The 23,679-nt window shown below is 70.6% G+C and carries 10 protein-coding genes; 9 read left to right on the top strand and 1 reads right to left on the bottom strand.

Annotated elements, in window-relative coordinates; genetic code table 11:
• Positions 1-36 precede the first annotated feature (36 nt).
• The 3 genes from eccB to O7543_RS18940 all read left to right on the top strand — a co-directional run bounded on the left by eccB (position 37) and on the right by O7543_RS18940 (position 2,260).
• A complete protein-coding gene (gene eccB, locus O7543_RS18950) occupies positions 37-1,452 on the top strand; it encodes a type VII secretion protein EccB (RefSeq protein ID WP_281552617.1) in 1,416 nt (471 codons plus the stop codon).
• A gap of 176 nt (positions 1,453-1,628) precedes the next feature.
• The gene (locus O7543_RS18945; protein ID WP_278174686.1) at positions 1,629-1,961 is read left to right on the top strand and encodes a WXG100 family type VII secretion target; all 333 of its coding nucleotides are present in this window, start codon (positions 1,629-1,631) and stop codon (positions 1,959-1,961) included.
• Positions 1,962-1,975: 14 nt separating this feature from the next.
• Positions 1,976-2,260 carry a WXG100 family type VII secretion target gene (locus O7543_RS18940; RefSeq protein WP_281552618.1) on the top strand — a complete coding sequence of 95 codons (285 nt, stop codon included), beginning with the start codon at positions 1,976-1,978 and terminating at the stop codon, positions 2,258-2,260.
• 10 nt (positions 2,261-2,270) lie between these two features.
• Here the strand turns inward: O7543_RS18940 and mycP are convergent, their stop codons facing one another.
• A complete protein-coding gene (gene mycP, locus O7543_RS18935; RefSeq protein WP_281552619.1) occupies positions 2,271-3,575 on the bottom strand; it encodes a type VII secretion-associated serine protease mycosin in 1,305 nt (434 codons plus the stop codon).
• Between the two features lie 157 nt (positions 3,576-3,732).
• Here mycP and O7543_RS18930 point away from each other — a divergent pair, with 157 nt between their 5' ends.
• From O7543_RS18930 to O7543_RS18905, 6 genes are all read left to right on the top strand, one after another.
• Positions 3,733-4,125 carry a YbaB/EbfC family nucleoid-associated protein gene (locus O7543_RS18930; protein WP_281552620.1) on the top strand — a complete coding sequence of 131 codons (393 nt, stop codon included), beginning with the start codon at positions 3,733-3,735 and terminating at the stop codon, positions 4,123-4,125.
• Positions 4,122-4,463, top strand: coding sequence for a hypothetical protein (locus O7543_RS18925; protein ID WP_281552621.1), 342 nt, complete (start codon positions 4,122-4,124; stop codon positions 4,461-4,463). The genes O7543_RS18930 and O7543_RS18925 overlap by 4 nt, the downstream gene beginning before the upstream one ends.
• Before the next feature lie 27 nt (positions 4,464-4,490).
• Positions 4,491-19,826, top strand: coding sequence for a toxin glutamine deamidase domain-containing protein (locus tag O7543_RS18920; protein ID WP_281567172.1), 15,336 nt, complete (start codon positions 4,491-4,493; stop codon positions 19,824-19,826).
• A 24-nt stretch (positions 19,827-19,850) separates the two neighbouring features.
• Positions 19,851-20,651 carry a DUF6406 domain-containing protein gene (locus O7543_RS18915; RefSeq protein ID WP_348650024.1) on the top strand — a complete coding sequence of 267 codons (801 nt, stop codon included), beginning with the start codon at positions 19,851-19,853 and terminating at the stop codon, positions 20,649-20,651.
• Positions 20,652-21,134: 483 nt separating this feature from the next.
• Positions 21,135-22,319: a hypothetical protein gene (locus tag O7543_RS18910; protein ID WP_281552623.1), complete on the top strand. Its 1,185-nt coding sequence runs from the start codon at positions 21,135-21,137 to the stop codon at positions 22,317-22,319.
• Positions 22,316-23,575: a pitrilysin family protein gene (locus O7543_RS18905; RefSeq protein WP_281552624.1), complete on the top strand. Its 1,260-nt coding sequence runs from the start codon at positions 22,316-22,318 to the stop codon at positions 23,573-23,575. Before O7543_RS18910 ends, O7543_RS18905 begins: the two co-directional genes overlap by 4 nt.
• Positions 23,576-23,679 lie beyond the last annotated feature (104 nt).

Here is a 23,679-nt window from a genome sequence, read left to right as displayed (position 1 = left end):
AGCCGCGCAGCGCTGACGGGTGGAAGGAAGCCAGGCATGCCGTCGCGGCGCGACCAGGTCCAGTCGTACCAGTTCTTCGTGCAGCGGATGACGTCCGCGCTGGTGGCCAGGGACCCGGATCCGGCGGTCGCCCCGTTCCAGCGGCTCGGCGGCGCGGGCCTCGGTGGGATCATGGTGGCGGTGCTGTGCCTCGGCGCGGTCGGGGTGTTCGGCTTCATCATCCCCGGTGGAGCGACCAGCTGGCAGGACGGCGCCTCGGTGATCCTGGAGAAAGAGACCGGCACCAGGTACCTCTACCGCGAGGGTCACCTGCACCCGGTGGTCAACTACGCCTCGGCGCTGCTGGCGCTGGAGTCCTTCGCCCCGGTGACCGACGTGTCACGCAACTCCCTGGCCGGTACGCCGCGTGGCCCTCGGATCGGCATCCCGGATGCACCGGACGCGCTGCCCGACGCGAAGCGGATCCTGACCGGCGGGTGGACACTGTGCTCCCAGGCCGTCCGGGACGAGTCCGGTGAGCTGGTGACCACCACGGTGCTGACCGTCGGCCAACCGCCGGTCGGTGGCCGGCCCACCGGCAACGGCGCGCTGCTGGTCCGCGACGCCGACACCGGGCACCTGCAGTTGATCTGGCGGGACCAGCGACACGAACTGGTCGACGAGGACATCGTCCTGGAAGGTTTGGCGCTGCGGTCCGAGCCGGTTGTGCTGGTCGGCGGGGCCTGGCTGAACGCGTTGCCGGCCGGGGAGCCGATCGGCAGCCGGCCGGTGCCCGGCCGGGGCGAGCCGTCGACCGCACTGCCGGACGCGGTCACCGGCTCGATCCACGTGGTCGAGAACCAGACCGGCGACCGGCAGTACTACCTTGCCGAACGGGACCGACTGGCGCCGCTGACCGAGTTGCAGGCCGAGGTGCTGCTCGCCGATCCCGGCACCCGGGACGCTTACGGCGGCGAGCCGCCGACCGCGCGGCCGGTCGCCGCCGCCACCGTGGTCGGCGCGCCCCGGGCGGCCGGGTCCGGGGAGACCGGCGCCCGGTCGCCGCAGCGCCGACCGGACATCCTGCGGCTGACCGATGGCCGGCAGAGCGTCTGCGCCGGCTATCCGCCCGGCAGTCACCAGCCGCAGGTGCTGGTCGACGCGCAGGTCGAGCCGCCGACGCAGGCGATCGTCACCCCGGCACGCACCGCCGACGGCGTACCGCTGGCGGACCGGGTGGTGATCGAGCCCGGCCACGGCGCGTTGGTCGAGTCGATGCCCGCCCCGGACGCCCCGGCCGGCACCCTGACCCTGGTGACCGACCTCGGCATCCGCTATCCGCTGGCGGACCGGGCGGTCGCCGCGATGCTCGGCTACCCCGAGGTGGAGCCGGTGCGGCTACCCGCCAGCCTGGTGGTACGGCTGCCGGGCGGGCCGGCGCTGGACCCGGCGGCAGCCCGACGGCCAGCATGAACGACTACTGTGGATCGGCAAAAGTCGGCCAGGTGGCGTCGGTCGATCGGTATCGGTCTGGCGCCACTGGACACAAGGAACTACCGTTTCCGATGACAGATGGTGCGTCGGCGCACCATGCGGCACCGCCCCTCGGATTGCGGGGCATCCCACCAGAGGACGGGGTGAAGATCACCATGACCGGGATGAACACCAATACCGGGCTGATGGTTCAGACTGAGAAGGACGTCGATGACGTCGCGAACCGGCTGACCGGCAACCTGAACCAGTTGATGGACCAGCTCATGCCGCTCTATGACCAGTGGAAGGGTATCGGTGCCGGCTCGTTCCAGCAGGTGCGTCAGGCGTTCGACGAGGACATGGCGCGGCTGAACCTGGCGTTGCGGTCGATCGCCGAAGCGGTCGGTTCGGCCGGTAAGGACTACGAAGTCAGCGACGAAGAGATCAAATCCGAGATGGATTCGGCGGGCGCGACCGCCGGCCAGATCACCGCGGCGCTGAAGCTCTGACCGGAGGGATCGAGATGGACATCCGCTACGATTTCGCCGCGCTGAACAACGCCGCCGACAATTGCGGTACCGCGGCCAAGAACATGATCCAAGAGCTCGACGGCCTCAAGACCGGCATCCAGCCGCTGGTGGCGACCTGGGAGGGCGACGCACAGACCGCGTACCTGACCCGGCAGGCCGAGTGGGAATCGGCCGCCACCGACCTCAAGGACCTGCTCAACCGGATCGAGAAGGCGCTGCGCGAAGCGGCCATACGGATGCAGGCACGCGAGGCAGCCAACCGGGCCAAGTTCGAGTAGACCGACTCGGTCACCGACCGGCCGGTCCGGACACCACGAAGTACGCCTCCTGCGGATCGGTGCGCGTACCGGCTTGCGATGCCGCGCCGCTGCGGCCGACCATCCGCCGGGTCGGCTGCCAGCGGCGGCGTCGGCCACCCGGCAGCGCCGCCACGGCCACCGCGACCAGCAGGATCAGCAACGCCGTACCGGCGGCCACCGCCACGGCAATCTCGGTCAGCCGCTGCCAGCGAGCCGCCCGCTGCGCCGCGACGGCATCCGGCACGACCGTCGGCAGCGCCGGCGCGGCGACCGGCTCGCCCGCCGTCAACCGCTCGGTCACCGCCCGGTACGGGTTCACCACCCCGTGGCCGTAGCCCGCCGACCGGCCGCCGGGTGCCGGATCCGCCGTCGCCGTCAGCCGCCGGGCCACGTCGGCCGCCGACAGCTCCGGCTCGGCGGCCCGCAGCAGCGCCGCCGCCGCGCTCACCACCGGGGCGGCGTAGCTGGTGCCGGCGACCACCGCGTGTCCGGACACCCGGCTCGCCGCCACCACCGCCCCACCCGGCGCCACCAGGTCCACGTAGTCACCGACCTGGGAGTCCGCCAGCCGTACGCCGTTCTCGTCGATGGCCCCGACGCCGATCACCCCGTCGAACGCCGCCGGGTACGGCGTCGGATCCGGCGACGCGCCCTGCTGGTGGCTGTTGCCGGCTGCGGCCACCAGCACCACGTCGGCCTGCACGGCGCGTTCGACCGCGGCCCGTACCGCCGGGTCCGCGCGGTACATGATCAGCGACATGTTGATCACCTTCGCGCTGCTGGCCACCGCGAGGTCGATCGCCTCGGCCAACCGGTCCGCCGGTGAGGCAGAGCCGTCCTGCCGCGCCTGGATCCGCTCGGTGACCCGGATCGGCATGATCGTCACCCCTGGGGCGATGCCATGGAAGCCGACGCCGTCCACCCTGGTGGCGGCGATCAGGCTGGCCACGGCGGTGCCGTGCGAGGCGCAGTCCACCGTGCCGTCGGCCTCGACACCGGTCAGGTCGGCGCCGGCAGTCACCTGACCGGACAGTTGCGGATGGTCGGCGTCGACACCGGAGTCGATCACCGCGACCCGTACCCCCGACCCGTCGGTCACCGGCCAGCTGCGCTCGGGCGCCAACCAGCGCTGATGCCAGGAGATCTGACGGATCACCGGGCCGGGGTCGGCCGGGCTGCGGCAACTGCCCGGAGCGGCAGACGCCGGTGCCGCCGCGACAACCGGCAGCACGCTCGGCGCGACGGTCAGCAGTACGCCCAGCGCGACGGCCGGCAGCAGGGTCGGTGACCGCATCAGCTGACCTCCAGACCTCCCGTACCGCCCGGCATCCTATCCAGCGGCGGCGACCAGCGGGCTCGTGCGGCTGGCACACATTCAGTATCGTCGTCATGACGGCTCACCGTCGGTGCCCGGCAGCGCCCGGTGTGACGCGGCGACGGGGAGGGACACGATGGACGTGCACGGCCTGCGTGCCCGTGCCGACGAGTTGATGGCACAGTTCGACCGGATGCGGTCCGGCGCCGCCGACCTGCAACAGCAACTGCGGGCGGTGTCGGCCACCGTCACCTCAGACGACGGGCTCGTCACTGTGACGGTCGGGCCGAGAGGGCAGGTGACCAAGGTGGAGCTCGACCCCCGGATCTACCGCCGGCCGGACGCGGCGCAGCTGTCCACCACGGTCACTGAGACCATTCGGGCCGCCACCGCCCAGGCGATGGCCGAAGTCGAGCGGATCTGCCGGCCGATGGTGCCCGACGCACAGTTCCAGGCACACATGGACTTCGACCTCGAAGGCATCTTCCGCCAGCTCGACACCGACCTGCCCGGGGGTGACCGGCAATGACCGAGCCGCAGCAGACCTTCCTCAACCCGGATCTGGCCCGCCCGGCCGGCAACGCGCTGGGCGCGGCGGCCGAGACACTGGCCGCCGAGTGGGCCCGCGTCACCGGCACCATCCGGGCGCTCAACGAGTCCAGGCCATGGGGCGACGACGAGGCCGGCCGGACGTTCAACGAGCACTATCTGGACGGTGGTGACGAGGCCCCGGCGAAGGTGACCCTGGACGCCGGGGACGACCTCGTCGCAGCCTTCGAGGACACCGGCCTCCGGATCGTCTCCTCGGTCGACGGCACGGTCGACGACGATGGCGCGGTCGGCGACAGCTTCGGCGGCGGCAGGTAGCCCGGTCGCACTCGGAGGGCCCACGACGTGGCGATCATCAATCCGCGGGAGTGGTTCGGCGAGTACGGGTGGGTCTGGGACGCCGTCACCTGGGTGAGCGCCGGCGAGGCGTGGCCGACCGGCGACGAGGACCAGATGCGCGAGCTCGCCGCCGCCTGGCGCGAGCTCGAAGAGGTGGTACGGGTCGCACTGGCCGACGCTGACCCGGCCGCGCTGCGGGTCATCGAGAGCTGGGGCGGCGACGCGGGTGCCAAGTTCGCCAACTTCTGGCAGCAGGTCGGGGTCGGCCCCAACACCGGGCTGCCGGTCCTGCAGAAGGCCGCCGCCGCCTTCGCGAACGGCTGTGACACCGCGGCCACCGAGATCGAGTACGCCAAGCTGACCATCCTCATCGCGGTGGCCATCACGGTGATCGCGGTGTTCGTGGCGTTGCTGATGGCCTGGCTGGGCGGCGTCTCCGCGGGTGCCATCCCCGGCATCCTCGCCGCCGGCCGGCAGGCGGTCACCGTCGCGTTCCGTCGATTGCTGGCCCAGCTCGGCCGGCAGATGCTCACCCAGGCCGGGATGCGGGCCGCGTTGCAGAGCTCGGCCCGGATCGCCACCACGCACGTCACCCGCGCCGGTGCCCAGCGGCTCGGCACCCAGTTGGGCATCGAGTTGGCTCAGGAGATCGGCGAAGAGCTGATCATCGACATCGGTGCCCAGGCGTTCCAGGTCGCCCAGGGCAACCGCGACAACTGGGACGGCCGGCGGACCCTCACCGCCGGGGTCGGCGGCGCGTTCGGTGGCATGCTCGGCTTCGGCGGCAACCGGCTGCTGCGTAACACGGTCGCACCCCGGGTGCCGGTGTCGTTCCGGCCGCCGGCAATGGACTTCCGAGGCGCTGGCGTCGTCCGCTGGGGCGGCCGGTCGGTCACCGCCGGCATGCAGAACGCGGTGATCTCCCCGGCGGCCAGCGTTGCCGCGAACCTCGCCGTCAACCAGCAGTGGACCAGCCCCGGCTGGCAGGGGGCGCTCGGTGGATTCACCAGCGGTGCCGGTCGGGGCGGTGCAACCATGGCGGCGGCGTCAGCCGGCAGCACGGCTGCCGGCTGGGCCAACCGGTTGGGCGGTGTCGCGCCGCCGACCGGCGTGCCCGGCACCGTCGACCTGGCCGGCATTGCTCAGTTGACGAGCGTGGACGCCGCCGGGATCGACCTTGGCGCGCTCGGGTCCGACCCGGCCAGCGGTACGGGTACCGCCGTCCCGGCTCCGGTCACGGCTGACCCGACGCCGCAGACCGTACCGGATTCCGGGGCCGGCTCCATCTCGCTGGCCCCGACCACGCAGGACGCCCCGACGACCCAGGCGGCCCCGACGGTCGTCGACCAACCCGGCATCCAGCCGACTGTTGGTGCCGAGCCTCCACCGGTGGTCACCTCGGGTCAGCCGTCGGTGGTCGGCGTGGGCGACACCGCCAGCCCGGCGAACGCGCCGTCGACCGACGCGCCGTCGACCAGCACCGCCTCGCCGGACATCACGTCGCCGGACATCACGTCGCCGGACATCACCTCGCCGGACATCACGTCGCCGGACATCACCTCGCCGGACGTCACGGCGTCGGACGGCGTAGGGCCGACTCGGGCGGACGACGGGCCGCCGGTACAGGTCGCCGCCGGTGCTCCGGCCGGGGTCGGTACGTCGGCGCAGGCGGCGGCTCCGGCCGTGACCGCCGCCGGCCCGCAGAGCTCCCCGTCCACACCGGGTTCGACGTCCACACCGGCTGCGACGTCCACACCGGCTGCGTCGTCCACACCGGCTGCGACGTCGACACCCGGGCCGGTCCAGACCGGAGCCCAGACGACTGCCCAGGCAACAGCGGCGTCGACGGCCGGTGGCAACACCACGGCTGCTCCCCAGAGCTCGTTGACCGGCACCACCTCGGCACCGGTCCGGCCACCGGCACCGGTTGCCGGACCTGCCGCCGGACCCTCCGCCGGGTCGGTCAGCTTCGGGCCGGCTGTCGCCGCACCGGCCGCACCGGCCGCACCGGCCGCACCGGCCGCACCGGCCGTACCGGCTCAGCCCGGCCAGTCGGTCGGCATCCCGCCCGGGACCACCACCACGGCGCCGCCGCCGGCCGCGACCACCGGCGGGCCGGACCAGCCGTCCGGCCCGGCGCCCCGGCAACCATCCTCCGGCACCACCGTCGACCCGCAGACCCTGCAGCGGTCGGCCGGCCCTACCGGCACCGGTACGCACAGTTGGCAGCTGGACCCGGTCCAGTTCGACGGCGATCCGAACAGCGCGGACGCTGACCAGGCGCTCATCGACGCGTCCCGGGCCCTGGCCGACGCCGTTACGGGTGCGGTGACCCGGCACCAGCAGCAGGCCACTCCCGGCGAACAGATCTCGATGGGTAAACGGCCGGGCGTGGTCGGCGCGTTGATGACCCGCAGCGGGCAGCTCAACACACACAGCAGCATGACCGCCGACCAGAGCACCGACCCGGCCACCCAGCCGACGCCGCACCCGCTGGTCGAGACAGTGCTCGCCGAGGTCGCTCAGCAGGTCAGCCGGGTCGGCAGCGGGCACGGGCGGTGCGCCGAGGTCGCCCTGGTGTCCGATGTGGTCTACCAGTTGGAACGGCAGTGGCAGGATGCCGGCCGGATCGGCGATTTCGACGCGTACGCCCGATCGGAGCTGGCCGGGGCGCGGATCGTCACCCACCAGTTCCGCCGCGCCCAGGACGTCGACGTGGTGTACGAACGCGGCGACTACCGACCACCCTGCCGGTCGTGCGGGCCGATGTTGGAAATACTCGGCGTCACCCCGGTGGTGGACACCGAACGGATGCCCGGCCCGGCCGTACCGCCGGATTCCGGCGCGTTGGGCGACGGCCGGGCGCTGCCGGAAACCAGACCAACCGGCGACGGGCAGGGTCTGGTGCCGCCGGACCCCGCCGACCAGCAGGCGTTGACCGACGAGGTGCCGGTCGGGCCGGACGGCCACCCGGCCCGGCACCCCGACCCGCGCGGCGGCCGCTGGCCGGAGCTGGTCAACGATGGCGGCCCGGCCAACCCCGGTCGCGGCACCAACTGCGCCGACGTCGGCCTGTCCGTCCTCGCCACCTGGTACGGCGACCCACAGGTCGCGGCGGCGACCGGTGCGTCGGTGACCGCCGAGCCGGACAGCACCCGACGTCAGGAACAGTGGCTGGGTGCGTCCTTCGCGCCTGCCGGCCGTGGGCCGGCCGGCTTGGACGCGGTCGCCGACCAGCTGCGGCGTGCCGGCCCCGGATCCGCCGCGCTGATCATCACCAGCTGGACCGCCGCGGCCGGCGGCGGAGCGCACACCTGGAACGCCGTCAACCACGACGGGCAGATCATCTGGATCGATGCGCAGAGCCGGCAGGTTTCCGACACCGCGCCGATCTACGGCAGCGAGGTCGACGGGGTCTGGTCGATCGTCCTCGACGCCGACGGCAATCCGGTGCCGGCCGACGGCCCGCAGACGACTGCGGTGTCGACGACCGGGGCGACCAGTGAAGCGGAGTACCTGGATGCGTTGACCGAGCCCGACCGGGCCACGCTGCTCGCCGAGCTGGCCGCCGCCCAGGTCGATGCCGACACGATCCTTGCCGAACTGGGGGCGATCGGCGACCGGCTCAACACCGATCTTGGCCTGGCTGGCACCGACGCGCTGACCCCGCTGGGCAGCGAGTACCGGGTCAAAGGGGCCGAGTCGCTGGCCCGCAAGTTCAGCACCGACTTCGAGCCGAAGGGCTATTCCCTCCCGGAGGCGCTCGCCGAGATCAACGACGTGGTGCGGTTCTCCGTACGGGCACCGGAGACCGACGCGTACGGGCCGGCGGTCGCGGGAGTGCTCGACGCGTTGACCGCCAGCGGCCACCAGGTGACCGACGTCAAAAGCTTCTGGCACACCGGTAACCGGTTCTTCGGGCTGAACTGCACCCTCGTCACGCCCACCGGCCGAACATTCGAGGTGCAGTTCCCCACCGCCACCAGCTGGGCGATCGGCAAGGAGACACACGGCCCGTACGAAGTGATGCGCGACCCGGCGCGGACCCCGGCCGACCGGATGCACGCCTTCCTCGACATCCTCGCCGTCAACAAGGCGCACGACATCGCCGGCCGGATGCCGGGTGGCATGCCGGTGCTGACCGAGCGGTACGGCCCCCCGAAGGACACCAGCTTCGCCAAGTGGATCGGCAAACAGGACCAGGCCGGCCTGCGGCAGGACTACGTCGACTGGCTGGCCGCCGACCCGAGTCGCAGCTTCCGGCAGGAGTTGGCTGCGCGAGGATTGGACCCATCCGACCTGCCCGGATTCGATCCCGATGCGATAGGAAGCACAGATGCCGACCCTGACCTTTCGCTACCACCTGCTGTATCGGACGGACGACCAGACCCAGCCGCCGGTCAACCTGATAGCGGTGGCGGCCGGCACCGGGCCGACGCAGGCGGTGATCTGGGACCGTCCGACGTCGAGGTGGGGCTTCCGACCGGACGTGGCGGCGTCGATCCTGTACGCCGACCCGGAGCGCCACAGCGTCCGGGCAGTGGACCGGGCGACGGCGGAGTCGGCGACCCATCACTTCACGACGGTCCCGTTGCCGAGCGAGCCGGAGCTGACCCGGATTTGCCAGGAGGCCAGCCGATAACTAGCGGCCCTGCTGCGGATACGACGAGCTATCTCGATCGGCTGTCCGAAGCCGAGCGGCAGGAGCTGGAGCATGGCGTGGCGGCTGCGGGGGAGAGCGCGCAGGCGATCCAGGCAACGCTGGACGACGTCCTCGTCGGGCTACAAATGATGGGTGACCTGACCGGTGTGCAGGAACTCAGGCTGCTCGGGACCGAGTATCGGGTCAAGGATCCGGAGTCGCTGGCCAAAAAATTCGTGACAGAGCACCGCCCTGTTGGCGATGACATACCAGCCGCGCTCGCCGTGATCAACGACGTCGTCCGCTTCTCCGTGCAGAGCCCCGCTGGGCCCGCCTACGGTACCGCGGTCGACCGTGTCCTCAGCGGCCTTGAGTCGGCTCATCATCAAGTGGTGACCGGCAAGGTCTTCTGGCATCTCGGCAACAGATTCTACGGCCTCAACGTCACTCTTCGATCGTCTGAGGGTCAGCTGTACGAGATTCAGTTTCCGACCGAGGCGAGCTGGCGAGTCGGAAAAGCGACTCACGGATTGTATGAGGTGCTGCGGGACAGGGACTCTCATTCGGCTGATCGCGTCAACGCTTTCCTCGACATCCTCGCGCTGAACAAGGCTGCCGGACTGGCCGACAGGCTACCCGGTGGCCTCGATGTTCTGGCAGACCGGTTCGGGCCGGCGCAGTTCAATGGACTTGCGGCGTGGCTAGGCAAGCTCGACTCAGGTACGGCTCCGGACAACACTGTTCGGCAGGGCTATGGCGAGTGGCTCACTACAACTCAACAGACTCTCGTCGACGTGCTTACGGCTCGGGGACTTGATTACACTGACGTGCCCGGATTCGGGCTGGACCGGAGAGGTGATGTGGGTGGCGGACTTGGAGTTCCAGTACTTCCTGCTGTACCACCCGACACGTCCGTCGGACCACCCGGCGAACGTGATCGCCCTAGCGAACCATCCGGGCCCGACGATGGCGGTGACCTGGGATCGACAGACCGCCAAGTGGAGTTGCCAGCCGGACGTCGCGATAGCAGTGCTGTTCGTGAACCAGGAGCGCAACAACTTTCGAGGAGTGGACCGGGCGACGGCGGAGTCGGTGACGCATCACTTCACGACGGTCCCGTTGCCGAGCGAAACGGAGTTGACCCGGATCTGTCAGGAGGCCAGCGGGACCTGACGGCTTCTCTCGTCGCAAGCGACCCTTCGTCCGATTCAGCCGGGAGTTTAGAGCCGATCCCCTACCTGGACAGCCTTTCGACTAGCGACCGGGAGCTCCTGGCCACGGCTCTGCTTGCTGCTCGCCAAGACGCCGATATTGTACTTGCAGACCTGGTTGAGGCGGCTGCCGAGGCCGGCGCGGAGATTGGACTCGTCGGGCCGGAGATGCTTACGCCAGTAGGTCTCGAGCATCGGGTGAAGCATGCTGAGTCATTGGCGCGGAAGTTCAAGGTGGAATTTGAGCCTATCGGGCTTGATCTGCAAGGGGCGCTCGGCAAGGTCGGTGATCTAGTTCGATTTTCGCTCCTGGCGCCAGAGCGACATTATGGCTCGGCGGTCAATGAGACGTTGGATGGCCTGGTTGGCCGGGGATACGAGGTTCAACAGGTCAAGTCCTACTGGAATCCGGGGAACAGGTTCTATGGGCTGAACAGCGTTCTTGTATCTCCCAGTGGTCGCGTATTCGAGATCCAGTTTCCGACAAAGCGAAGCTGGCTAGTTGGTAAGCAGACCCACGGTTGGTACGAGGTCGTCCGAGATCCTGTTCGGTCGTCCGAGAGCAGGGTTGAAGCGTTTCTGAATATTTTAATAATGAACAAATCGACTGGGCTGTCGTCGCAACTTCCGGTCGGCCTGAAACTGATTTCTGAAACTTACGGAAATTCGATCCAAAATGGATTTGCAAAATGGATAAGTGATTCTAGGCGGCGCAACGTTGCCAGTGATTTCGCGATATGGTTGAATGAGCAAGGAATCACCTTTTCGGAGTTTGCTGGCCGTCTCGGTCTCGATCAGGTGGACTTCGTGGGACTTGCCGATCAGATAGCGCAAGGGAGGGTTTCGGCTGACTATGACATTCATCTACTATCTGATGTACCCGCCAGGGGAGCTGGATGGGACTCCGGCGAACGTGCTCGCGCTGGCTCAGGGGCGCGGACCGGTGCAGGCCGTGATCTGGGATCGCCCGACGCAGAGGTGGAACTTCCGTCCGGACGTAGCAGCGGCGTTTCTCTATTCGACGCCGGACCTGGAGCAGACCAGGCTCGTCGATCGGGTGATGGCGGAGTCGGTGACGCATCACTTCACGGCGGTGCCGTTGCCGAGCGAGGCGGAGTTGACCCGGATCTGCCGGGAGGCCAGCCCGACCTGACCGGCACCCGGCCGGTGTCCGGTGAGGGCCGCGATACCGCGTCAACAAGCCTGGCGTCGGCGAATGCCGCAGGTGAGTCGTCGACATTGCCGGAGCAGGGAGGGGTAGTCGATGACCGAGGACGAGGCCAGAGCACTGATCAGCAGACTGCTGGGCAGCAGGAACCCGATCGAGATGTATCCGTTCGAGTTCGGCTGGCTGGTCCGGGAGGAGTTGTCGACCCAGGAACGGCAAGCCGGGATGCACATCGGTCAGGGGAGCTTCATCGTGGACCTGACGGGCGTGGTGACCGCCCAGCCGAGCCTGCCGGCGACGGTGGTGGTCGAGGAGTACGCGGCAGAGCGTCGGCAGGGCCCGATCTCGGGTCGGCAGGTGTGGCCGGAGCCGGGCCCGCCACCGGAGTAGCCGACCGGGCCGTACCCGTGGCGGGCGGCGATGCGCCGCTGGCCGGCTCGCGTCCGGTTGGTCCGTTGAATTTGGCGCCGTTGGAGGATGTGGTTTTTCAGGCTGATCTTGAGGCGGTGTTGTGGTCGGGTGGTGGGTTTGTGGTGGGTGCGGATCCGTCGTCGCATCCGTTTGGTGGGTTGGTGAATGATGGTGGTCCGGGGCGGTCGGGTCGTGGCAACAATTGTATGGATTGTTCGTTGGCGGGGTTGTCGACGTTTCTGGGTCGGCCGATGGTGTCGCTACCACGCTGGCCGGACATCCTGCCGGACGGCGCCGTCGACCGGCAGACCGGCGAGGCGGCCGGTGTCGACCGCGCCGAGGAGTGGTTGGGCGGGGAGTGGGTCGGTCCGCCGGCTGACCTGCCCGGTGTGCCGCAGAAGCGGGCGGTGGCGGTCGCCCGTCAGTACGCGCAGTTGCAGCAGCGGGTGGCGGCGGCCGGGCCGGGCAGCGCCGCCCTGGTTGTCGCCGACTGGCTCAGTGTGGACGAGCGTACCGGGCAGGTGCAGGTCGACGCTGACGGCAACGCCCTGGCTGACGGCTCGCACGCGTTCCTGATCGTCTACCCGCATGGGGCCGATCGCCCGGTGTGGTGGGATCCGCAGGACGGCCAGACGTGGCCGGTGCCGCCGACGCACGTCGTCGCCGCCACTCACACGTTGTGGTCGATGGACGCGCCGGCAGCAGGTGGAGGGACCAACAGTGACTCGGGACGACGCGCAGGAGCTGATCCAGCGGCTGGTCGGGACGCCGAACCGGATGGCGCTGCACGAGTTCGAGTTCGGCTGGCTGGCGCAGGAGATCCTGAGTCCACAGGAACGCGGCACGGGGATGCGGGTCGGCCTGGGGAGCTACATCATCGACCGGGACGGGACGGTGACGGTGCACGGGAGTCTGCCCGTACCGGTGACGATCAGCCGGTACGTGGCGGAGCGTCGGCAGGGGCGGATCTCGGGTCGGCAGGTGTGGCCGGAGCCGGACTCGCCGGAAAGGGAGTAGCTGGCGGAGCCGCCGGAGTAACTGACGGAACCTCCGGTGTAGTCGCCGACACCGATGAATTGTCGGGTCCGCGTCCGGTTGGTCCGTTGAATTTGGCGCCGTTGGAGGATGTGGTTTTTCAGGCTGATCTTGAGGCGGTGTTGTGGTCGGGTGGTGGGTTTGTGGTGGGTGCGGATCCGTCGTCGCATCCGTTTGGTGGGTTGGTGAATGATGGTGGTCCGGGGCGGTCGGGTCGTGGCAACAATTGTATGGATTGTTCGTTGGCGGGGTTGTCGACGTTTCTGGGTCGGCCGATGGTGTCGCTACCGCGCTGGCCGGACCGGGCAGGCGACGGGACGATCGACCGGGTCACGGGTGAGGCCGACGGGATCAGCCGGGCCGAGGAGTGGTTGGGCGGGGAGTGGGTCGGTCCGCCGGCGGACCTGCCGGGGGCACCGGCGGACCGGGTGGCGGCGGTCGCCGAGCAGTACGCGCAGCTGCAGCAGCGGGTAGCGGCGGCCGGCCCAGGTAGTGCAGCCCTGGTCGTCGCCGATTGGCTGAGCTTCGACCAGGACACCGGACGGCTGCACCTGGACGCCGACGGAAACGCGCAGGCAGCCGGCTCGCACGCGTTCCTGATCGTCTACCCGTACGGGGCCGACGGGCCGGTGTGGTGGGATCCGCAGTACGGCGGAACCGCGACGCAGCCGCCCGCCGAGTACCTGGCGGCGACGCACACCTTGTGGTCGATGGACGCGCCGACGGCACGGGGAGGGACCAACAGTGACTCGGGACGACGCGCAGGAGCTGATCCAGCGGCTGGTCGGGACGCCGAACCGGATGGCTCTCCACGAGTTCGAGTTCGGCTGGGTGGCGAGGGAGATCCTCTCGGAGACGGAACGCACCCAGGGGCTGGGTCTGGGCCAGGGGAACTGGGTGATCGACCACGACGGGACGGTGACGGCCCACCGGAGCATGCCGCCTTCGATCATCATGCAGGAGTACGCGGCGGCCCGCCGGGCGGGCCGGACGACCGGCCGCCAGGTGTGGCCGCTGACGGACGAGCCGGAGCCGAACCACTAGCCGCCGCCGGGCCGGACGGGTCGCTCAGCGCCGCGCCGGACGGACTGGTCAGCGCCGCCGCCGGGACGACCTTCGGGGGCGCGCTGCACGACGCCGACCCGGTCGCGGTCACCGCGGCGGTACGCGACGCGCTCGACACCGGACTGCTGCCGGCCGGTGCGGTCGCCGACCCGGACGCCGGCACGGTCACCCTCGACACCTCAGCCGGGCCGGTGACCGTCACGCTCGCCGTGACCTCGCTGCCGCCCGACACGACGGTGGCCCCCGTCGCCACCATCGCGACGCACGCCGACGGGGCGACCGTACGGGTATCCGACCGGGCCTCCACGGACCATGTCCGGCGGGCCGTCGCCGCCGCACTGGCCGAAGTAGACGCCATCGCCCAGGAGCGGGCCGACGGGTTGCGTACCGATGCGACGACGGCGCTCGCCGAAGGGTCCCGGCCCGAGGGTGACGGGCAGCGGCACCTGACCGCGCGGGACATCGGGCGGCTGGCCGAGCTGCGTACCGTCGCCGACCAGTTGGCGCAGGCCGGCACCGGCCGGCACGCCGACCCGGCCCAGGTAGCCCAGCTGCACGCCGAAGCGGTCGGCCTGCTGATCAGCAGTGGGCTGTTGGAGCCGTACCCGGGGCACCGGGTGCACAGCCTGGTGCCGAACGTACCGGTGGTCGGGACGGCCGCCACGGACGCCCGGTTCGCTGCCGTCCGTACCCAGTTGGGGCCGGCCTTCGCGGACCTCGCCGGGCTGCTCACGGCCGCCCGCGACCGACCCGGCCTGGCCGACGAGATCCGGGTCGTCCAGGCCGACGTACGGGCGGCGGCCCGCCAGTGGGCCGCGCAGGCGACCGCCGCCCGCGACCGGGCGGACCTGGCGTTGACCGACCGGGTCGACGCCGCGCTCGACGCCGACCCGCAGCACGTCTTCGACCGGCTGGTCATCGGCGGCGGCTGGGCGGCCACGGCCGACTTCGCCACCCTCGACGCGCCGCCGGACACCGGGGACGGCCTGCCGCCGGTGCTGGCGGTGTCGCAGGGCCACGACCCGTGGGCGGATCGGCAGCAGCTGCTGATGGGGCAGGTCCCCACCGAGTTGGAGATCCCCGGCCTGCCGTTCCAGCCGGCGGACTTCGCCGACGAAGGCACCCAGTTTGCCCTCTCCAGTGACTTCGCTGCGGCGGTCGGCGCGGCCCGCGCGTACACCGGGATGCCCAGCTACCAGGGCACCGCGACCGCGATTACCCCCCGCCCGACCAGCGCCGACGCTGCGGCCGGTTGGCCGGATGGCGCGAACTACCGGGTGACGATCGGCGAGCGCGGTTTCTACGCCGCCACCGTGGACATCGCCGCCGGTCCGGGCCCGGCGCGGGTGCCGGCCGCGCCGGCGTCGACAACCGGCCGGTACGTCGACCCGGCGACCGGCTACCAGGTCGACCTCTCCGGTCCGGTGCCGGTGTTCCGGGACCCGACCGGCGTGGCCGTCGACCCGGCGACGCTGCCCGCCCCGGTCCGTACGGTCCTCGGCGGCACCGACACCGACATCCTGACCGGCACGGGTACCAGCCAGGATGACCCGCCGCTGCTGGCTGACACCGCCGGCCGGCTCACCGATCTGCTGGTGGTCGATCCGGACAGCGGGTACGCCGTCGACCGGACGTCCGGCACGCCGTACGGGCCGGACGGCTCCCCGGTCGACCCGGCGGCGCTGCCGGCCGGTGCCGCCCAGCGGCTCGGCTTCGACGCCGATGGCCGGTTTACCGACCCTCGGCCAGCGCGCCCCCGGGTCGACTTCGGTGGGCAGAACCTGGCCGACGCGTACCAGCCAGGTGACCGGGTGCTGGTGTTCGGCGCGGGTGCCTCCGGGGCCTGGGACATCGAGCAGGCCGCCGCGTCACCGGCGGCCACCATCGACTGGTCGGCCCGCGCGGTCGGGCTGCCGCCGGCCGACCGCACCGGTGACCCGGCCCGGGACGCCGAGTTGCGGTTCCAGCGCAGCTTCTCCGGCGGCTACAACCGCCGCAACACGTTGCCCGAGGTCGGCGCGTACGACGTGGCCGCCACCGATAGCCGGATCAGCCAGTCGCTGCGCGAGATCGTCTCCGCCCGGCACACTGTGGACGGTACGTTCCTGGTCGACTTCACTGACGGCACCCGCCACGAGTACGACCGGATGGTCCTCTCCATCGGCCAGGCCCCCGAATACCCGGGCGGGGTCGCCGCCCTCGCCAGCACACTGGAGTTGCGCCCGCTGCACGGGCCGGCGACCACCCGTGGCGGCAGCCACGACATTCTCGGCCTGTCCGACGCCTCCGGCCAGCTGCGGATCCTTGGTGCCGCCGCGGTGGCCCGCCCGCTCATTCTGTCGCTCGGCGAGTTCCGGCAATCGGTGGAGTCCGAGCTGGGCAAACTGGCCGCAGCGCTGCCCGACGACTCACGCAACATCCCGCCAAGTATCCGGTTCCACGCCCAGCGGATCGCCGAGGCGAACCGGAGCTCGCCACCACCCCGGTCACACCTGGCCGAAGTCGACGTACCCACCCCGCCAGGCGATGTCGGGGTCGAGCCAGGGCAGCGGCCCGTGCTCGGCGGTGATCCGCTCGGCGATCTCCGGAACGTAGACGTCGATCGGGTCCTGCCCACCGACGGCGTCGAAGCCGGCACCGTAGGGGACGAGTTTGGCGCGGTTGCGCGCGAAGTAGACGAACCGCAGGTCGGGCAGGACCCGGGGGGCGAGTTCGGCGAACAGTTCGGCACCCACCGGGGTGATGCCGCAGTTGACCAGGCCCAACCAGCGGAGTTGGCGCAGGTACGGGGAGGCCAGCAGGGTGCGCAGTCCGTCGTCGCCGATCGGGTTGTTGTTCAGTCCGAGGCTGGTGAGTCGGGCCAGCAGCGGGCTCGCGGCGATCGGGCCGATCAGGTCCGGATCGACGTGGGTGAGCCAGACGTGGCGGACCGGAACCCGGCGGTAGATCTCCGCGCCCCGGTCGAGGAAATCGGCCCCCGGCAGCTTGACGAACTCGGCGAATCCGCGCCGGACGAGCCAGTTGGTGACCAGACCGGCGACGGGCGCGCCGAGTCGGGGAGTCAGCCGGTGGCTGAGCGCGGCGGCCCGATCGGACAATTCAGGATCGACCGGGGTGCCGGCGACGACGGCCAGGTCGCAGGCGATCTCGGCGCGGATCAGCTCGGCGTGGTCGGGGTCGGTGGGTTCGATGGCGTCGGCGTAGCGCAGCCGCAGGTCCATGTCGTCGGGGTTGGCGAGGATGGCGGCGTACAGGGTGTCGCTGACGGTGGGCCGGGCGTCGCTGGCGTCGGACATGACCGCAGCGTATCGACGCCACCCACGACGACCAGTGAGGTGCCGGGCGATGACGGAGGACGACGCGCAGCAACTGATCGAACGGCTGGTCGGGACGGCGAATCCGATCGAGCTGCATCCGTTCGAGTTCGGCTGGCTGGCGAAGGAGACACCGTCGACCGAACAGCGGGCGACGGGGGCGCACGTCGGGATGGGCTGCTACATCATCGACCAGTCGGGGACGGTGACGGTGCACGGCAGCCTGCCGATACCGGTGGTCATGAAGCAGTACGCGGCGGCGAGGCGGCAGGGCCGGATCAGCGGGCACCAGATCTGGCCGCGAGTCGCGACGGTGGACCAGCCGATCCCCGGCTGACCCGGATCCGGGCGCTGACGGCCCGCTACACCGCCGCCGACCCGCCGACCCGGGTGGCGCTGCGCGCCGAGATCGGCGTACTCGTCGACCAGCTCGGCCTGACCGGCGGCACCCCGCAGGCGTACGCGCGGTGGGCGCAGCTGCCGCCGGACCTGGCGAACCTGCTGCTGCGGCTCACCTCGCCGGCGCTCGCCCCGGAGACCGTCCTGGCTGTGCTCGGCGCGGACCCGGCGACGCTGACCGAGCCGCAACGCGCCCAGCAGCGCGACTACCGGGCCCGGCTGGTCCACAACGGGTACGTTCCGTACGCGCCGCAGCTCACCGAGCAGCTGCACCGGCTCGCCGTCGACGCCGAGCAGGGCCAACGGAGCCTGCCGACGCTGCCGGCCTCCGCCGGTCAGGTGATCGGGCTGCGCGCCGATCAGCTCGCCCAACTGCAGGCCGTCGATCCGGAGCTGGCTGCGCGGATCGCCCGCGACGGGGTGTACGTCGACCTGACCGGCCAGGTCGACATCGGCCCGTACGTGTTGGCGAACGCGCCGCATGTCGACGTTGGCGGCGTACACCCGGGTTTCGACCTGGCGACCGACGCCGGCCGGCGGGCGCTGCTGGCCGAGGACGTCCGCCGGGCATACGCGACGATCACCGCGACGTACGGGTCGAGCCCGGCGATCACCCAGCTGCTCGGCAGCCACAGCTTCCACTACCTGGCGCAGACCCGCACCATGGTGCTGGTCTCGGACGCTCTGACCCGGGCGATCCTCAACCTGGCGCCGAGCGCGCCGGTCGAGCAAGCGCCGGAAGCAGCACCGCTCGCCGTCGACCCGACCGAGATCCACGTGTACGCCGACCACCCCACCCTGCCGGAGCCGGATCCCGGGGAGGTGGCACCGGAGTACGGCCGTCCGGTGGATCCGAACTCGGGTGCCGCAGCGCCCCTGTGGAATGGGCTGCCCAGGCGGGAGCAGGTCGCGCAGGGAGCTCTCGGTGACTGCGGCATGCTCGCCTCGATCGGCGCGATCGCCGGGCACAGCCCGCAGACGATCGGTAATTTGTTCCGTCCCAACCCGGACGGCACGGTCGACGTCCTGCTGCACGAAAGCAGCCTCCCTGGCGACCGGACCACTCCGACCGGCCGACGACTGCGGATCACGGTGACTCCGGACGTCCCGGTGCACGCCATCATGCCGGGGCAGGCCGCCTACGCCGACCAGGCGCAGGTCGGATCGGCATGGGCGAGCATGCTCGAGAAGGCGCTGGCGGCGGTCGACCGGACCTGGACCGAGTCCCGGCAGGTCGCCTGGCAGCAGCAGTGGCAGAGCTGGCAGGGCTGGTCAGACCAAAACCAGGCCGCGCCGCGCGGTTACGCCCGGATGAACCCGGGCAGCACTTCCGATCTGTGGGCGGAGGTGCTGACCCAGCTCACCGGCGAGCCGGCCCGCGCCGACCGGTTTCCCACGCACCCGGGCAGCGAGCCTACGGTCGAGGCGACGCTGGCCCAGTTGTTGGCGCGGCGGATTCCGGTGATCGTCAGCACCATGCCAACGGACCGCTATCAGCATCTGCCGAATGGAGCGCCGCCGTACGGACTGCACGCGGGACACGCGTACGAGGTGGTGGCGGCACGGGACGGGCACATCTGGCTGCGCAATCCCTGGAATCATGGCCATCCGCAGCCGATCCCGGTGCAGGCATTTCTCGACCTGATGAGTAGGGACTACGCCCACCTGGATCGCGCGCCGGTGGTGCCGCCGCTCCCGCCGGTGCCGCCCGTCGCGAAGCAGGCCAGCTCGGCAGGCGGGTCGACGGCGGAAGCCGGCGTCGGCGCGTCGGCGGGCGTGGCGACCAATGCGCTGACCGCTGCCGGGCCGGGCCGGACGGTGACTGAGCGGAGCGGCGCCTACTTTGTCTACTACGCGGACCGGGGCACGGCCGGTGAGCTGGCTCAGTTGCTGGCCGTCGAGGTGGGACCGGACGGTTCGCGCTCGATAGCCTGGGACAACGGTTCTGCAACGCCCGGCGCCGGTACGGTTTCGGCACCGGCCCACGCAGGGGGTCGGTGGCCGGTGAACCGGGCGGAGGCGGAGCAGGTGGCCCGCAGCGAGTTGGGCTTCGAGTTGCCGGACGAGCCGACGCTGCATGGAATGCTCGGTGGCTGAGTTCTCGACGGGAAGGACAGGATTGTGCCGTCGCACCCTGATGTGCTGGTAGTTCGGAACAACACACAGGTGAACATGGGTACGTTCAGCCTCGGTGCGGCCGGGGCGAATCCGCGTCGGCCGGTGACCGCGCAGGTGGTGGTGGCCTTTCCCGGGTCTGCCGATTCAACGACGTACCTGTTGCGGCTGGGGGAGACGTTCCCGATCGGTGCCGAGACCTGGTACTTCGCTGGGGCGCATTTCGAGAACGCTGGTCGGTGGCGGGTCACGGTGCGGCGGCTGGCACCGGGTGAGGCGCCGCCGGTGGTGGACGAGTCGACGGCGGTGACCGGCTGGCGGCCGGCGCAGCGGCAGCCGTTCGGCCCGCTCGATGAGGGTCAGTTGCAGGCACTGGAGCAGGCGTTGGGGCGCCCGCTGCCCTGGGCTTACCGGGATTGGCTGTCTCAGACGAACGGAATGCAGCCGGTGGAGCCGCAGTGGGTGCCGGGTGCGCCGTTCACGCTGTTCCCGGGGCGTCCGCTGCTGGGTGTGCACCCGGAGTATCCGTCGTTCGACCTGTTGACCGCCGAGCGGGAGTGGCGGGTCGGGAAGTTGTCGACGGACTTCGTTGTCATCGCGGTCCCGATGGAGGGTCTGCTGCTGCTTCGGCTGAAGGAACCCCGCCCGGGCAGCGTCGGCTTCCTGCCGAAGGACCTGCTGGCCGGCCCGGGTACGGCGGATGCAATCGCCTGGCGGGAGCGACAGGTGATCACTACCAGCATGGGCTGGTCGTTCGGCGACTTCCTTGGCCGGCTCACCCCGCTCGACGCGCCGGGCGTAGCGTGAAGATCACTTGACGAGGATTCGGGCTGGCGTCGGCGTGTCGTCCGAATTTTCGTCAAGTGATCTTGAGGACTCCCGTCCTAGGTGGCGGTGATTGGTCGGTTTTGGGTGACTACCAGCTTTTATCCGGCATTCACTAGTTTGGTGCTGATCGATTCCCTATCCCTGGCTGGCGATTGAGATCTGTGCATTGACTGCGTGTGGCGAGATCCGTACGATCAGCTGAATACGCCACCACTTTTCCTAGCAAGGGGATGAAGTGAAGAATTCCACTAGCGTCAGGAAAGACACGGCTGTCGCGCCCACGCTGCTCACTCCGAGCCGGGTCGAGAAGATGCTCGCGCGTCGCCAGGCGGTCCAGGTGGTCAAGTTCCGCACGACCTGCACGGACTGCCTGCCCAACTACTAGCGCACCGCCGTCGGGCGCTCGGCGTCGCCGTGCGGTGCGAACGCCGGCGTCGCCGAGCCCGCGAGGAGCACCGTGCCGTGACCTTCCAATTGTCGGCGGACGATGTCCTTAGTGCGTTGAGCGTCTGTTGCGGTGAGCCGCTCGAGGATCCGGCCGAGGCGGTCGCGGCACTGCGCCAAGGACAGCCGTCCCTGACCGCCACCCTGTACTCCGCGTGGGCTGCGGACGGCGTCACCCTCGACCCGGGGATTGCCAACGATCTCGAGTTGGCCACCTCGCGGGTCACGTTTTATCGCACCGTGGCGGCCGAGCTCGCCGCACGCGTCAGCGACCTCACCCCGATCAAAGGGCTGGAGGTAGCCGACCGCTACCCGGCCGGTCTTGGTCGCACCATGAACGATCTCGACTACGTCGCCGGCACCGAGGCCGCTCTGTGGCGAGCGGCAGGTCTACTCATCGACGATGGCTGGGACCTGCACACCGGCACGTTCGCCTGTTTCAACGACCGTCTGCACATGATGGTGAGTCTGCGGCGCCCGCACGAATCCCGCTTCGTCCTGCCGTACGGGGTGGAGATCGCCACCTGGTGGTCGCTGGGTGACCTGGCCGGTGTGCCACCGCTGACCGCCATGCCGCAACCGTGGCGGGCACCGGCGGTGAAGAACACCCTGATGCTCCTGTTCGAGCGCTTCGAGCAACGCTTCCGGGCCCGGGACCTGATCGACGCCAGCCTGCTGGTGGCCTCGGCCTCCGAGGAAGAGCTGATCACACTCACCCGCGCGCTGACCGCACTCGGGTTGTGGCCGGAGTACGCCGAACTCGCCGCGCTCGTTGCGCGGACGAGCCTGCCACCACTGCGACCGCCGCCCCGGCGCAACCAACTGGACACCCGCGCCCGCCGGGCGATCCGCAGTGCAGCCGTGCTGCGCCGTCCCCTCACTGGCATGGCCCGCCACCTGCAGCGTCGCAACATCAAAGGTGCCTCCGCCCGGATCGAGCAGCGGTCCTGGGCGGCGGCCGCCGAGCGGCTCTCCGCCGGTGCGTCCGTCCGGGCCGGGGTGCTGGCCTTCGGCCTGCCACTGGACGACGCCCCGCGAGGTGACGCCCCCACCGCCACACTGCACGAGCGCGGTCGGCTGGCCTGGGTGGACAGCCCGGTCGGCAGGTTCCTGTTGACGATCGGCGACGAGGTCGACGAAGACACCGTGGCGGAACTGTCCGGCCCGGTGCCCAGTCCGGCGACCACCGGAGCGAACCCGTGACCGCCGCCGCCGAGATCGTCGGGCGGGCGTTGGACGACGACATCCGGGTGCTGACCCGTCACCGGCCGGGTGCCGAGATCACCACCGTGTCGGTGTGGATCCTCGCCGGATCCCGCGACGAAACCTCACCTGGCACCGCCCACCTGTTCGAACACCTGGTCATGCAGGCGGTGCCGCCCGGCCGGAAGATGCGGGTCATCGACGAGATCGAGTCGTACGGTGGCGAGGGCAACGCGACCACCGCCCGCGACTACGTCGTCCTGTACGCGCGGGTACCGACAGTGGACGCGCTGGCCGTACTGGACCTGCTCGCCGAGGCCGCGACGGCCACCGAATTCGACCCGGTCCTCGTCGAGGCCGAACGTCGGGTGGTCATCGAGGAGCTGCGCCTGGCTGAAGCCGACCCCACCGACATCGTCCACGACGTGTTCTTCGCCGCCGTGTACGGCGACCACCCGATGGGCCGGCCGGTCGGCGGCAGCCCCGCCGACGCGCTCCGGCTCACCGCCGCCGAGGTCACCGCCTGGTCCCGCCGCCACGTGCGGGCCGGACGAGTCGCCGTCGTGGTCACCGGCGGTGTCACCCCCGCCGCCGTGACCGCTGCGACGGCGCGAAGCGCCCTCGCCGGCCTGTCCGTTACACACCAGAGCGCCCGCGCCGACCGGCCCGCGCTCCCCATCCCGTTGCCGGCAATGGCTCCCGGCGTACGGTCCCGGCGGCTGGATCATCCGCTGCCCGGCGACACCGCGGCCGTGGTGCTCGGCGGACCCGCGTTCTCCTTGGCTGACCCGCGGCTCGCCGCCGCCGAGGTGGTGATGGAACTGTTCGCCGGGGGCAACACATCCGTCCTCGTCGAGCAGTTGCGTACCAGTCTGGGGCTGTCCTACGACATCTGGGGCGACCTCAGCGGTTACCACGACACCGGCGTCTGGCGGATCGCGATCACCACCGCTGTCGAGCACCGTGACGAGGTGGCCCGGCTCGCCGTCGACCTCGCACGGTCGGCGGTGGCGGACGGCTGGAGCGACGCCCGCGTGGCGGTGGCCCGCCGACGTGCTGCCGGTCTGGTCCGGCTCGATGCCGAGACTTCCCTCGACGAGACTCTCCTGTTGGGCCGGCACGCTCTGCTGGGCGGCAGCGTCGACTGGTCGGTGGCCGAATACGCCGACCGGATCGCGGCGGCCTCCCCACAGCAGGTCCACGACGCCGCCGTGTCCATGGCGGACCAACTGGTGGTGGCCACCACCGGCGGGTGACAGCCCGCAGCGGCCCACCCGGCAGACCAACTACCAATGGAGGGAGGTAAAGGTGAACCGGAACATGAAGTTCGGCCGCAGGCCGCGGGTGAAGAAGAAGACGA

This window comes from Solwaraspora sp. WMMA2080, assembly GCF_027497395.1.
Classification (GTDB): domain Bacteria; phylum Actinomycetota; class Actinomycetes; order Mycobacteriales; family Micromonosporaceae; genus Micromonospora_E.
Note: the sequence above shows the minus strand (reverse complement) of the source record. Positions and strands in the feature narration are given on the sequence as shown.